The organism is Thioalkalivibrio sp. ALE20, from assembly GCF_000381405.1.
In the GTDB taxonomy this organism is placed as follows: domain Bacteria; phylum Pseudomonadota; class Gammaproteobacteria; order Ectothiorhodospirales; family Ectothiorhodospiraceae; genus Thioalkalivibrio.
Genome location: NZ_KB906471.1, coordinates 199,112 through 212,269, shown reverse-complemented (window position 1 = coordinate 212,269; position 13,158 = coordinate 199,112). Strand labels below are relative to the sequence as shown.

Below are 13,158 nucleotides of genomic sequence, written 5' to 3'. Positions count from 1 at the left end.
GGTCACCATTCGCGGCGCACGCCGGCGGTGACCTGCGTGCGGCGGTAAGAATAGAGATCGAGGCTGGAATCGTTGTCGGCGTGTTCCACGCTCAGTTCCAGCCGCCAGTCAGGAGCGGGATCCCAGGCCCAGCCCAGTCGGGCCCGGTTCAGCCGATCGCGGCGCCGGTCGAGGAACGCGGGGTCGTCTTCGCGGTGACGGCTGACGAGATGGTCCAGACGCAGGTCGATCCGGTGATGTTCGTCGACGGCCCAGCCCGCCCCCGCCTGCAGTCCCGCATAGCGGCGTCCGAAGTGCTCACCGCGCGAGCGGCGAGGGCGTTCTTCGCCCGCCAGCGTCCCGCCGAACACGCGCAGCCGGGGGTCCGGGCGCCAGCTGACACGGGCACCGACCGCGCCCCCGTCCACGTCGCGGGCGTTGCCGGGCTTGTGCTGGACCCGGCTGACCTGCCCGAACAGGGTGTACTCCAGCGGCCGACCCGGGCGCAGGGTCCATTCGGCGCCGGCCGTGGCCCGGGTGTTGCGGACATCGTCGTCGCGTCGGGTGTGACGCAGTTCCAGGGGCAGGGTCAGGCGCCAGCCGTCTCCGAGCAGTACCGGCCCGCCGCGCAGCCGGGCGGTGTAGCGGTCGAAGTCGCGTTCGGAATGATACCCGCGTCCTTCCAGGCCGCCCTGCAGGAACCAGCCCCGGCGGTCGCCCGTCTGGCGTTGGTGGGCGAAGCCGCCGTACAGCTCGAAGAAACGGTCGCTTTCGGGGTCGGGCAGCTGCAGGGGCAGCACGCCGAACAGGGCCACGTCGTCATCGGTGTGGGCGCCCACGTTGCTGTCGTGTCCCAGGCGCGCGCCCAGGTGCCAGCGGGTGACGGCATCGCGGACCGGCGCGGGACGCCCGGCCTCGCGCTCCTCGATCGCCGTCAGGAACCATTCGATGCGGCGGATCACCGTCGAGGGCGGTGGCGGGTCGCGTTCCAGGACGCGGCTGAAATGGCGGCGGGCGGCGATCGTGCTGCCCATGGCGAAATGCGCCCGGGCCAGCTCCAGGCGTGGCAGCGCCGCCCCGGGGTCGTGCATCAGCACACGCTCGAAGGCCAGCAGGGCATGGTCGGGTTCGCCGCTTTCCAGTGCGGCGATGCCGAACGCCAGGTCGAAGTCCGGATCGCCGGCATGGGCCTCGAACTGCTCCTGGCCGAGGGTGAAGGCGTCGGCGTGGTTGCCGGCCTCGTTCAGCTGTTCCAGCCGTTCAACGGGGCTGTCCTCCCGGGCCGAAGCAGACGAGACAGCCAGGCCGAACGCGGCGATCAGGACGAGGACCGGCAGATGCCTCCAGTGCCGACGGATTCGAGGGGGACGGGTAGTCGGGACGGACATGGCGCGATCTCCGTGCGCGGGGTTCAGGGACGCCGGATCCCGGGGAGGCCGTCGGTGTCGATCTCGTCAATCTGGCGCGGGTCGAGCTGCTGTTCGGCGTAGCGCCGATACACGCCCTCGTCGACGAACACCCGGAACAGGTCGGGGTCGAGATGGCCGTCCTCGACCATGCGTCCCATGATGGTCAGTGCCTGGGACAGGGGCATGGGTTTCTTGTACGGACGGTCGGGGGCGGTCAGCGCCTCGAACACATCGGCGATGCCCATGATGCGTGCCGGGATCGACAGCTGGTCGCGCGTGAGTCCGCGCGGATAGCCTCGCCCGTCCATGCGTTCGTGGTGGCCCAGGGCGTACTCCGGGACCCGCTGCAGGTGACGCGGGAAGGGGAGCTGTTCCAGCATTTGCATGCCCACGGTCATGTGGCCCTCCATGATGCCGCGTTCCTCGTCGTTGAGCGTGCCGCGCCGGACGCACAGATTGCGGACCTCGTTTGTGTCCAGCAATGGACGTTGCGTGCCGTCCAGCGCGGTCCAGCGGCGATGGGCGAGGGCCTCGATACGGGCGATGTCCTCGTCGGTCATGAATTCGCCACCGGTGTTGGAGCGGCGCAGGAATTCGAGGTCCTGGTTCAGGCCCTCGCGGCGTTCGGCGCTGGCGCGATCCACCTCCTGCAGGGCTTCGCTGCCGCCGGGCTGGCGGGCCAGGGCCTCGCGCAACTGCCGGATCTCGTGGTCGCGTGCGAGGATTTCGACCCGGTCGCCGATTCCGTCGATGCGGTCGAAGATACCTTCCAGTTTGGTCGACTTTTCCATCACGTGATGCGGCGTGACGACCTTGCCGCAGTCGTGCAGCCAGGCGGCGGTGCGCAGTTCGTAGAAGTCGTCGGGCCCGAACCGGAAATCGCGGACCGCGGGGTCGCCGGATTCGCTGGCGGCCTCGGCCAGCAGCAGGGTGGCCTCGGGGACCCGGCGGCAGTGCGCGCCGGTGGAGGGCGATTTGGCGTCGATGGCGGTGGCAATGACCTGGACGAAGTGGTCGAACAGTTCGCGCAGCTCGTCGATCAGGCGCTGGTTGGTGAGCGCCACCGCGGCCTGCGAGGCGAGTGACCGGGCAAGGTCCCGGTCCTGTTCGTCGAACGCCCGGATCTCGCCGTCCACGGTCTTGTTGAGCAGCTGCAGCGCCGCGATGACGTTGCCTTCGTGGTTGCGCAGGGGCACGGTCAGGACCGAGCGGGTGTGGTAGCCGGTGCGCCGGTCAAAGGCGCGGGTGCCAGAGAAGTCGAAGCCCTGTTCGCGGTAGGCATCGGCGATATTCGCCGTGCGGTCGTTGAGCACGGACCAGACGACCACCGCCTGGTCATTGGGACTGGCGTCCTCGCGATAAAGCGGTACCGCCGGCAGCTGGCCGTCGACCGGCTCGCCGGTGCCGCCAAGGTGCAGGCCCAGGGTGTCGTTCTGCACCAGGGCGAACTCGAGCTCCTGGCGGTCGGAATCCAGCAGATAAACGGAGCCGGCGTCGGCACCGGTCAGGGCCCGGGCGTGATTCAGGATCTGTTCCAGCAGCTGCGGCTTGTCGCGTTCGGCCGACAGTGCAATCCCGATCTCGTTGAGCCGGCGCACGCGTTCCAGCAGGTCGTCCCGGGCTTGCTCGTTGCTGTGCGTCATGGCGCCTTCCCCGCGGGGTGACCACCGGCCACGCGCGCGATCCGCGTGCCCGGCAGGACTTCCCGCCATTCCCCCTTTCGAAGAATAATGGACCGGACCGGCGTGGCCGTCCAGAAAATCCGGAGGTGTACCCCCGTTGGGTGTTTGCCTAAACTTCGGCTTCCGCCACTCCCCCGGAAACCGCAGCGTGAAATTCTACCTCATAGACCGTCAGTTTTTCCGGCATCCGCAGCATTACCTGCAGCAGGTGGGTGTGGCATTTCTGGTGATCGCGGGGCTGGTGGCGGGACTGGGTATGGTCACCGAGGTGGTCGTGGTGGCGGCCATTGGTTCCAGCGCGTTCATTACCTTCGCGATGCCGCATTATCCGACCGCCACCGCCCGCCGGCTGATCGGCGGACACGTCCTCTGCATCGCAGTGGGGTGGCTGTGGTCGGTACCGTACGCCGCGGGCGTCTTCGGCAACGGTGATGCGGCCCTCGCGATGGCCGCCGGGGCCGCACTGGCGAGCGCCAGCCTGCTGATGCTGATCACCGACACCGCCCATCCGCCGGCGGCCGGCAACGCGATCGCGTTCGCCATCCTCGGGATGTCGCTCCCGCATGTGCTGTTCTCGGTGGTGGCGGTTCTGCTGCTGGCCCTGATCCGCTACATGCTGCGCGGCTGGCTGCGCAACCTGGTGTGACCCGCGCGGATCAGGCCTCGCGCGGCAGGTCGTGGCTGAGGGCCTCGGCACCCGGGTTGCCGATGATGCACTGGTCGACCTGGCGCAGGCTGCGGGCCACCCATTGCCGCCAGTCGGGGTCGCGGGCATGCCGTTCGACCTCGAGCAGCACCAGACGCTCCACGTTGGGATTGCCCTGTTCCCGCGCATCGGCGCGTGCCCGTTCCAGTTCCTGCCACCCCTCCGGATCTGCCCCGTGCGCGAGTTCCAGCAGGCTGCGGGCACGCTGGAGCCGGATGGTCGGCTGAAAACAGCGGTCGCCGCGCTGCAGCGAGTTGTCCAGGGCCGCGTCGGCGATCGCCAGACATTCCTGCGGATCGGGGGCCCCGCGCCGAATCGCGTCCAGGAGGAACAGCCGGAACAGGGTGCTGACGCCGTCCATCACGCTGCGCATGATCTCCACCTGTTCGCGGATGATGTCCACGGCCTGGTCATCGCCCAGTCGGGTGCGCGCCCAGGCGGATACCGCGACGGCCCCGGTGCGCCACAGCGGGTAGTCGTAGGCCTCGGCGATGTCGTGGGCCTTGCGCGAGGCCGCCAGTGTTTCGTGCGGGCGGTCGGCGAAGAAGCCCAGGGCGGAGCGGAAACTGTAGACGAAGGCCTGGGTGGGCCGGTGATCGAGCTGGTCGGCGTGCTGGCAGGCCCGGTCCATCTCCACCCAGGCACGTTCGTGGTTGCCGGAAAAGAGCAGCGTCCAGGCGAAAAAGGCGCGTGACAGAATGGCGGGGTTCTCGGTGTGGCGGGCGATCAGACGCGGGTGATCACGCGGCTGGTAGAGCTCCAGCGTCCTTGTCTGGTGGTCCATGGCCTGGCGGAAGTGCCCGGTCCAGAAGCAGGTGTTGCCCTGGACGTAACCGGCGGCGATCCGCAGCAGGCGATCGCCCGAGCGCTCCGCCACCACCTCCGCCTCGTGCGCCAGGCGGGCGGCTTCGTCGAAGCCCTGACAGGATCCGGCTCCGTGCCACAGTCCCCACAGTACGCGGAAATGCTCCACCGGGTCGCGCTCGGGCCGCGACAGCTCCGCCGCGCGTTCGAACAGGCCGTGGACCGTGCGCGAGCCGTATCCCATCAGCGCCAGACTGGCCGACCCCAGCCCGCTGAGGGCCCGCAGGGTGTCGGCCTCGTTGAGAGAGGCGCTGTCGGCGAGGTCGTTCTGGAGGCAGTCGAGGGCATCCTGAAAGTGCTGCGCCGCTTCCGGCAGCATGCCGCGGGCAAAGGCCTGCTCGCCGGCCTGCAGCCAGTGGGTCACCGCTTCGCGGTAACGACCGGCCTGGTGCAGGTGCACTGCGACCCGGCCACCCGCCGGGGCCCCGTACGGACGTTCCGCCTCTTCCTGCAGCAGATCCGCGAGTCGGTCGTGCAGCCGCGAGCGCTCGGAACGCAGCATGGCCTCCAGCGCGCTTTCCCGGTACAGCGCATGACGGAAGCGGAACAGGTTCCCCTCGGAGGCACCGGCCGGTTCGACGAACCCCTTGCGCATCAGCAGTCCCAGTTGCTGGCGGACGTGCTCGGTGGAGCGTTCGAGCAGCCGGGCCAGGATGTTGACGCTGAAATCGCGCCCGATGACTGCCGCCGCACGTGCCAGTTCGCGCGCCGGCCCTAGCTGCTCCATGCGCGCGATCAGGAGGTTGTTCAGGCCGGGGGGCAGTTCATCGCCGGGAGTGCCCGGGTGCCCGTGTTCGAGCGCGAAGCGGGTCAGCTCTTCGAGGAACAGCGGTACGCCTTCGCCCCGCGCGACCAGTTCGTCGCGTACCGTGCGTGGCAGAGCCTGGCCGGGGTCCAGCGCGGCCACCAGATGCCCGGCCGCCGCATTGTCCAGCCCCTGCAGAACGATGGATTCCATCTCCACGTCGCGCCATTCGCTGCGATAGCTCATGCGCGTGGTGAGGACCACCATCAGGGCGGCATCGCGGCCACGGTGGTGCAGTCGCCGCAGGAATTCGGAAGTCGCAGAGTCCATCCAGTGCAGGTCATCCACGATCAGCAGCAGGGCCCGGCCGCGCACGCCGGTCAGGGTCAGATCCACGAGGGCGTCGAGCAGGTGGTCGCGGTCGACGTTCCCGGAGCGGAACAGCTCATGGTCCGGGGTCGTGGGACAGGTCAGCCAGCCGGCAATGGTGGCGGCCTTTTCCGCGGCTTCGCCGTGGCGTTGCAGAAGCCTGCGGAGCAGGCGTTCGGCCGCCGCCCGGCGGTTGCGTGTGGCCGCCCATCGTCCCAGCGTCTGGCGTACCGGGGCCAGCAGCTGCCGGGCCGTGTCCTCGCGGCATTTGAGGGCCCGGACCACGCCGTGACCATCCACCTGTTCGGCCAGGCCGCGGGCCAGACGGCTCTTGCCCATGCCCGCCTCGCCCTGGATCAGGACCCAGCGGGAACCGCCACGACGGGCCCGGTCCCATTCGCCCCGCAGGCGGCGCAATTCCGCATCGCGTCCGGCCAGCGGCGCCTGACGGGTCGCCGGGCGTGCATCCACGCGGTCGCGCGGACCCGGGTCTTCGATGACCCGGAAACCGCCCGGGCGTCCGCGCCAGGGCTGGAATTCGAAGAAACCCTCGAGGTTCTCCCGCACCGCGGCCGACACCCACAGGATGCCGGGGCGCAGGGAACGGGCGACGGCCTGGACGCGCGCGGTGAAACGGCCGGCAGGGTCGGGGATGTCGGGGTCGTCGCCGGTGACCACGGTGTCGATGTCCACCGCCGCACGCAGTTCGACCCCGGACGGCGCGGTGCCCAGGGCCTGCCAGGCCGCCCTGACCGCGTCCATCATGGCCTCCTCGCGCCCGGCCGGATAGCCGAAATACGCCAGCAGGCCCTGGCCCGGGGCGCGTACCACGTGGCCGTGATGCGCCAGCAACAGGGCGTCGAGCGTTTCCAGCGCCGTACGAATCCGCTCCCATTGTTCTTCGATGTCCAGGTGTTCCGGTGCCCGCAGATCGCAGACCACGAGCACCAGCCGGCGACGCTCCTGGCGCAGGGCGGTGGCGGAGGCCGCCGCGCGGTCGGTCCGCTGCACGCCGTCATCGCGTGCGCGTTCGAGCTGTTCGCGGATTTCGGCCAGCGCCGGCCCGGGGGCGTGGCCGTCGGTTTCTTCCAGGAGCTGTTCCACGCGGCGATAGTGTTCTTCGGCACGTGCCGGCTGGCCGGCCAGCAGCAGGGTCCGCAGAAACACCGCATTCAGGGGCTCGTCCGCCGGGGCGAGGTCCAGCAGCCGCCGCATCTCGCGGATCCCGCGTTCCGGTTCGCCCGCCCGCCGCAGATATTCGTGGAGGCGCTCGACCGCGGCGCGCGCATGCGACCACAGGACGTCGCGCTGCTGTCGTACCCAGGCCTCCAGGCGGGGCAGGCCTTCGGCCACCGCGTCGGTGGCGAGGAAATGCCCCTGGTACAGTTCCAGGCGCGCCAGCTCGCGGTCGGCAAGGTTCAGGGCATCCTCCGGGCTGGCTTCGGCAGGAGCGACGAACGCGGGTCCGAAAGAGGTGTCTTCGGCAGCGACCCGGAGGAAATCGGCATGGCAGCGATCGTCGACCCGGAATCCGACGTCGCGGGTCGCCGCCTGCAGGTTTTCGGCGAGGGTGTCGCCCAGGTGGCGGCGGATCTGGAACAGGCCCTGACGCAGATTGACGCGGGCGTTGTTGGAATCGAGTTCGGGCCAGAAGAGTTCGGCCAGTTCGCGGCGCGGGACACGGCGGGGGCTCTCGGCGACCAGATAGATCAGGAGCAGTCCGGCCTTGGTCCCGGACAGGGCCGGAATCTCGCGGTCGTCCACGCTGACCCGCTCGGTCCCGAGCGTCGTGATCTCCAGTTGCGCCAAGGCCTTCCCCCCGTGCCGATCACCGGCCACTCGGATCATACCAGTGTTGGCCGGGGCGCTGAATGCCCCCTGAAAAGACAGGGTTGGGCGGGGTGGTGTCAGTCGATGCGGATGGTGCTGTACCCCTGCCGCTCGTAGCCCATGATGGACAGGAAGGTGTTGCCGACCAGCTCGATGCCGGGCAGCAGGTCCTGTTGCCCGAGATCGAAGCGCCGGGTGGCGATGCTGCAGGCCTCCATGTGCACGTTGTCGAGACCCTGCAGATCCCGCAGACGGTCGTGCAGGCGTTCGACCGCGTCAGCGTCGGCGAGGTCGAGATGATCGGTGGAGTCCGCGACCAGACCGGCAGCCCCGCCACGGAAGGCGAAGATCATGTGCGGTTCCAGGCCCTGTCGCTGCATGTCCTCGCGGGTCTCGAGAATCACGTCCAGCCGCGCGATCAGGCGTTCGGGATCGCCCAGGGTCACGTCCCAGAGGATGTGTCCTTCCTCGAGGCCGTCGATGGCGCGAGCATCGTCCGGCTTGTCCGCCAGTGCGGGCAGCGCCAGGGCCAGCAGGAGCAGGAGCGCCAGACCGCGGGACAGGCCGGAGATCGGGGAATGGTCGAGTGTCATCGGTCGCCTCCGTCAGATAGGTTACTTGAGGATAGCAGGTGACGCTCCGCCAGCAGGCGATAGGGGCCGGGGTGGCCGTCACGACCGGATTCGATCAGCACCAGATGATTCGCATGCCAGACCACGGGGACGGGCGGTGCCTCGACTTCGGGCGGCGTCGGCGCGTGGCGGCGCAGGGTTACGTGCGGGCGGAACGGGCGCTCTTCGAGCCGGACCCCGGCGGCGCGGCAGGCCCGGGTTGCGGCGCTGGCAAGGGCTTCCAGCCCCGGCGGGGTGGATGACGGTCCGATCCAGCTGACGCGGGGACCGGGGAAATGCCCGTAGCGGTCCAGGTGCAGGTCCACGGCATGTTCCGGGAGCGCCGCCAGGGCCTGTGCCAGGGCCTCGGCGACCGGCGCACCCACGGTGCCGGCAAACGCCAGGGTCAGATGCAGGTGGGCGTGCGGTACCGGACGCCCCGGTCCCGGCAGTTCCCGGGCCAGCGCATGCAGGGCATCGCGGGTGGCCGGGTCCGGCCACAGGGCGAAGAAGACCCGGCGTTCGGCGGGCGTGGCAGTCACGGCGTTCACGGGCGCGGCAGGTTTTCGCGCTGGCGGCGTTCCCACAGGGTTTTGCGGCTGATGCCCAGGGCACGGGCGAGTTCGGTCTCGTTCATGCGGGTCTGATTCTCCAGCACGAACTGGCGGAAGTAGTCGTTGAGGCTGGTGCTCGCCGGGGGCTCCGGGGCTGAGGGGCCGCTGGCGGCTGGCGCGCTGGCATCGAGGCCGAGGTGCGCGGGCTCGATACGTGCTTCCGGGGCCAGCACCGCGCCGCGCTCCAGCGCGTTGGCCAGCTCGCGCACGTTGCCGGGCCAGTCGTGACGGCGCAGGAGTTCCAGGGCCGCCGGTGTCAGCTCCGCCGGGCCGCCGGCGGAACTGCGTTCGGCCAGGAAATGCCGGGCCAGGACTTCGATGTCCTCCGGTCGTTCGCGCAGGGGCGGGATCGCCAGTTCCAGCACCCGCAGGCGGTAATACAGATCGGCGCGGAAGCCGCCGTCGGCGATCATGCGCTCGAGGTCACGATGGGTAGCGGCCAGCAGCCGGACATCCACCTGCCGGGCCTCGCTGGATCCCACCGGCCGAATCTCGCCATCCTGCAGAAAGCGCAGCAGGCGGGCCTGGGCGGCCGGGGCGAGTTCGCCGATCTCGTCGAGGAACAGCGTGCCGCCGTGGGCACTCGCGATCAGGCCGGTGCGGGCCTGTACGGCCCCGGTGTAGGCCCCCCGGGCGTGGCCGAACAGCTCCGCCTCCACCAGGCCCTCGGGGATGGTGGCGCAGTTGACCGCGACGAAGGGACCGTCGGCCCGCGGCCCCAGACGGTGCAGTGCCCGCGCGGCCAGTTCCTTGCCGGTGCCGGATTCCCCGCGCAACAGCACGGTGGATTCGGTCTGTCCGATGCGGCGGATCTGTTCGCGCAAGTGGTGGATACCGGGGCTGTCGCCCTTGAGGCCCAGATCGTCGCTGCTCGTGTCCCGCTCCGCGTCCGCATCGGGCTGCGCGCCGGCGCGTCGGCGCAGGGTGGCCCGCAGCGTCAGCAGCAGGGCGTCGTGGTCGAACGGCTTGGCGATGTAGTCCGCGGCGCCGTTTTTCATCGCCTCCACCGCCGACGGCACCGAGGCGTAGCTGGTCATGATCACCACCGGCGCGCGGGTCTCGCCCAGCAGCTGCGTGCCTTCGCCGTCGGGCAGGCGCAGGTCGGCCAGCAGCAGGTCCGGCTCGCCATGCTCCAGCCGCTCGCGGGCCCGGGCAAGATCCTCCGCGGTGTCCACCGTCAGGCCGTGGTGGACCAGATAGCGGCTGACGGCACGCCGGATCGGGGCCTCGTCGTCCACCAGCAGGATGCGCGTCATGACGGATCTCCTCCGGGGAGCGTGAGCAGAAAGCGGGCGCCGCCCTCGGGGCGGTTGGTCGCGGTCAGGGTACCACCGTGATCCTGCACGATGGAGTAGGCCACCGGCAGGCCCAGGCCGGTGCCCTGGCCGGTGGGCTTGGTGGTGAAGAACGGCTCGAACAGCCGGTCGAGGCTGTCGGGCTCGATGCCCGCGCCTTCGTCCTCCACCGCGACCCGGATGCGGCCGTCGCGGCGTTCCGCGCCCACGCGCACCGTGGCCCCCTCGGGTGAGGCCTGTTCGGCGTTGGTCAGCAGGTTGATGAACACCTGCAGAAGGGGCCCGCGGGCCCCGCGGACCTGCAGCCCCGGGGTGTCCAGACCGAAGGTGACGAAGTGCAGGTCCTTGCGGCCGGCCAGCCGGGTCAGGCGGATGGCCTCGTGGATCAGTTCCCCGGGCTCGAGGTCTTCGAACCGGCTGCCGGCCGGTTCCTCGGCATGGGCGAAGGTGATCAGCGACTGCACGATGTCGTTGATGCGTCGGGTCTGCGCAAGGATGTCATCGGCGATGGCGCGGATCTCGTCGGGATCCTGCTCCAGCGGCAGGGTCTGCGCGAGCGAGGCGATGCCGGTCAGCGGATTGCCGATCTCGTGCGCGACCCCGGCGGCGAAACGGCCGATCGAGGCCAGGCGGTCGCTGTGGGCGATCTCCGCCTCCAGCTGGGCGCGGTCGGTGACATCCTCGATCAGGATGATGCGGCCCTCGCGCCGCCCGTCCGAATCCAGCAGGTCGGACTTGTGCAGGTTCAGGCGGCGCCCGCCGTTCTCCAGTTCCAGGTGCAGTTTGTACCACTGCGGGTCGGGACTCTCGATGAACGCCGTCAGCAGCCCCCGCCAGGGCCGCGGCAGACTGTCCAGCGGCTGCCCGGTGGCGGTGTCCGGCGGGATGCCGGTGAGCTGGCCGAGGGCCTGGTTCCAGCCGGTGATCTCGCCGCCGGCGGTCAGGCTGGCCACGCCCAGCGGCAGTTCGTGCAGGATCTGGCGGTGAAAACGGCGCAGGGCGTCCAGCTCCGCAGCCAGCCCGGACAGCGGCAGGGCGCGCGTCTCCAGTTGTTCCTCCACCCGCCGCAGGCTCTCGCCCAGGGTGTGGCGACCGGCGGCGTCCAGGCGCAGGTGCTGGTCGACGATCATGCGTGCCAGCACCGGGCCCAGCAGCCCGGAAAGGTTGCGCTCGATGCGTTCGCGCAGGCGCCGCAGGTCACTGCGCGAACGGGTGTGGCGCGGCAGGCCCAGTTCGTCCAGCGCCCGCTGAACCTCGTGGCGTGCCGGTCCCGGACCCAGGGTCGCCCCCAGCGCGGACTCCATCTCGCCCACGTCACCGGCCAGAGGCAGTCCGCCGGCGGTGCCGGCGGCGTCGCCCGGGCAACAGGCACGGCCGGCCTCGCGCTCCTCCGCATTGGGCCGGGTCAGCAGGGATACCGCCACGAACAGCAGCGCGTTGAGCCCCAGGCTGAGGGTCAGGGCGAACGTCCAGGGATCGAGATGGCCGGCCTGCAGCCAGTCCCGCGGGTCCGGCAGCCCGGGCAGGATGCCGGCGGTGTCCAGCAGTGGCAGGACCAGGGTGAACAGCCAGCCGAGGATGCCGGCACCGAGGCCGGCGAGGAAGCCGAAGCGGGTGGCGCGGTTCCAGAACAGCAGCCCGGCCAGTCCCGGCAGCAGCTGGGCCACGGCCGCGAATGAGATCAGGCCCAGTTCGGCCAGCCCTTCGACCACCTGCAGCACGCCGTAGAAGGCGTAGCCCAGACCGATGATCAGTACCACCCAGGTGCGGCGGGCCCACAGCAGGCGGCGGTACAGGTTGCTGCCGGGCGCATCGTCTTCCTGCAGCCGGCCGATCGGGGTGAGGTAATTGGTGCCCATGTGGGCCAGGGCCAGGGTGGTCACGATCATCATCGCGCTGGCCGCCGAGACCCCGCCGATGAACACCAGCAGCGCCAGCGTGGCCGAGTCCAGCCACCCGGCGATGCCGATGGCGTAGTAGTTGGGGTCGATCGCGAGCCCGGCCGCCTCCCCGGCCCAGTAGAGCACCGGCATCGGCAGGTTCAGCAGCAGCAGGAAGGCCGGAAACGCCCACGCCGCACGGTTCAGGGCGCGCGGGTCGATGTTCTCGGTGAACAGCATGTGGAACTGGCGCGGCAGCAGGAACGCGGCGGCGAAGGCCAGCACCATCATCGCGAACCAGCCGCCTTCGCGCACCGGGGCGTAGAGTGCCTCGGTGGCCCCGGGGTTGGCGTCCAGCCATGCGTTCAGACCGGCCGGCCCGCCGAACACCGCGAACAGCGCGACCGCGGCGATGACCAGGATCGCGATCAGTTTGATCACCGACTCGAAGGCGATCGCCAGCACCAGCCCGGCGTGCTTCTCGCGCGGGGCGATGTGGCGGGCTCCGAACAGGATGGCGAACGCGGCGATGGTGAGCGAGAACGCCAGCGCCAGCAGGTGCGGCGGGGTCTCGGCGGTCAGCACCGCCGCCGACTCGGTTACGGCCTTGATCTGCAGCGCGATGTAGGGGAGCACCCCGGCGAGCATGAACAGCGCGACCACGGGGCCGGTCAGGCGGCTGCGGTAGCGGAAGGCGAACAGGTCTGCCAGCGAGGTGAGCTGCTGCTCGCGGGTCAGGCGCAGCAGCGGCCGCAAAAGCCACGGGGTAGCGGCAAAGGCCAGGGTCACACCGAGATAGATGGTCAGGTAAAGATAGCCCTGCTCGGCGAGAAAGCCGATGTTGCCGTAGAACGTCCAGGAGGTCGCGTACACCCCCAGCGACAGGCTGAACACCCACGGACTGGCGGCCAGCCGGCCGACCCGGGTGCTGCGGTCGGCGACAAAGGCGATCCCGAACAGGATCGCCAGGTAGGCCACGCCCACCGCATAGATCAGGCCCAGGCTAAGGGTCACGCCGCCGCCCGGTGGCCAGTGCCACTACCGCGATGAATCCGGCCCAGATCGCGAACGGCCACCACCAGGCCGGCGCGGCTCCGGCCAGCCACAGCACCGGCGGGCCGAGGAACAGCAGCACGCCCAGCAACGTGACCAGGACGCCGTGCGAGGTGTCCAT

The 13,158-nt window shown here is 70.1% G+C and carries 9 protein-coding genes; 1 reads left to right on the top strand and 8 read right to left on the bottom strand.

Annotated elements, in window-relative coordinates; translation table 11 throughout:
* Positions 1 to 2: 2 nt before the first annotated feature.
* Both F790_RS0101005 and F790_RS0101000 read right to left on the bottom strand, forming a co-directional pair.
* On the bottom strand, positions 3 to 1,367 hold the full coding sequence (locus F790_RS0101005; RefSeq protein ID WP_019590614.1) for a tetratricopeptide repeat protein: 1,365 nt from the start codon (positions 1,365 to 1,367) through the stop codon (positions 3 to 5).
* A gap of 23 nt (positions 1,368 to 1,390) precedes the next feature.
* Positions 1,391 to 3,031: an HD family phosphohydrolase gene (locus tag F790_RS0101000; RefSeq protein ID WP_019590613.1), complete on the bottom strand. Its 1,641-nt coding sequence runs from the start codon at positions 3,029 to 3,031 to the stop codon at positions 1,391 to 1,393.
* A gap of 187 nt (positions 3,032 to 3,218) precedes the next feature.
* Between F790_RS0101000 and F790_RS0100995 the strand changes: the two genes are divergently transcribed.
* Positions 3,219 to 3,716 carry an HPP family protein gene (locus F790_RS0100995; protein WP_018870919.1) on the top strand — a complete coding sequence of 166 codons (498 nt, stop codon included), beginning with the start codon at positions 3,219 to 3,221 and terminating at the stop codon, positions 3,714 to 3,716.
* Between the two features lie 10 nt (positions 3,717 to 3,726).
* On the opposite strand, the gene F790_RS0100990 is transcribed toward F790_RS0100995, so the two are convergent.
* From F790_RS0100990 to F790_RS14645, 6 genes are read right to left on the bottom strand one after another with little or no spacing between them, the layout of a single operon-like run.
* Positions 3,727 to 7,602, bottom strand: coding sequence for an AAA family ATPase (locus F790_RS0100990; RefSeq protein ID WP_019590612.1), 3,876 nt, complete (start codon positions 7,600 to 7,602; stop codon positions 3,727 to 3,729).
* Between the two features lie 59 nt (positions 7,603 to 7,661).
* Complete coding sequence (locus F790_RS0100985; protein ID WP_019590611.1) at positions 7,662 to 8,177, bottom strand: hypothetical protein; 516 nt, start codon at positions 8,175 to 8,177, stop codon at positions 7,662 to 7,664.
* Positions 8,174 to 8,746, bottom strand: coding sequence for an RNA 2',3'-cyclic phosphodiesterase (gene thpR, locus F790_RS0100980; RefSeq protein WP_019021084.1), 573 nt, complete (start codon positions 8,744 to 8,746; stop codon positions 8,174 to 8,176). Before thpR ends, F790_RS0100985 begins: the two co-directional genes overlap by 4 nt.
* Positions 8,743 to 10,065 (bottom strand): sigma-54 dependent transcriptional regulator, encoded by a 1,323-nt coding sequence (locus tag F790_RS0100975; protein ID WP_019590610.1) that lies wholly within the window; start codon positions 10,063 to 10,065, stop codon positions 8,743 to 8,745. The genes thpR and F790_RS0100975 overlap by 4 nt, the downstream gene beginning before the upstream one ends.
* On the bottom strand, positions 10,062 to 12,998 hold the full coding sequence (locus tag F790_RS0100970; RefSeq protein ID WP_019590609.1) for a sensor histidine kinase: 2,937 nt from the start codon (positions 12,996 to 12,998) through the stop codon (positions 10,062 to 10,064). The genes F790_RS0100975 and F790_RS0100970 overlap by 4 nt, the downstream gene beginning before the upstream one ends.
* Positions 12,988 to 13,158: a hypothetical protein gene (locus F790_RS14645; RefSeq protein WP_019021081.1), complete on the bottom strand. Its 171-nt coding sequence runs from the start codon at positions 13,156 to 13,158 to the stop codon at positions 12,988 to 12,990. Before F790_RS14645 ends, F790_RS0100970 begins: the two co-directional genes overlap by 11 nt.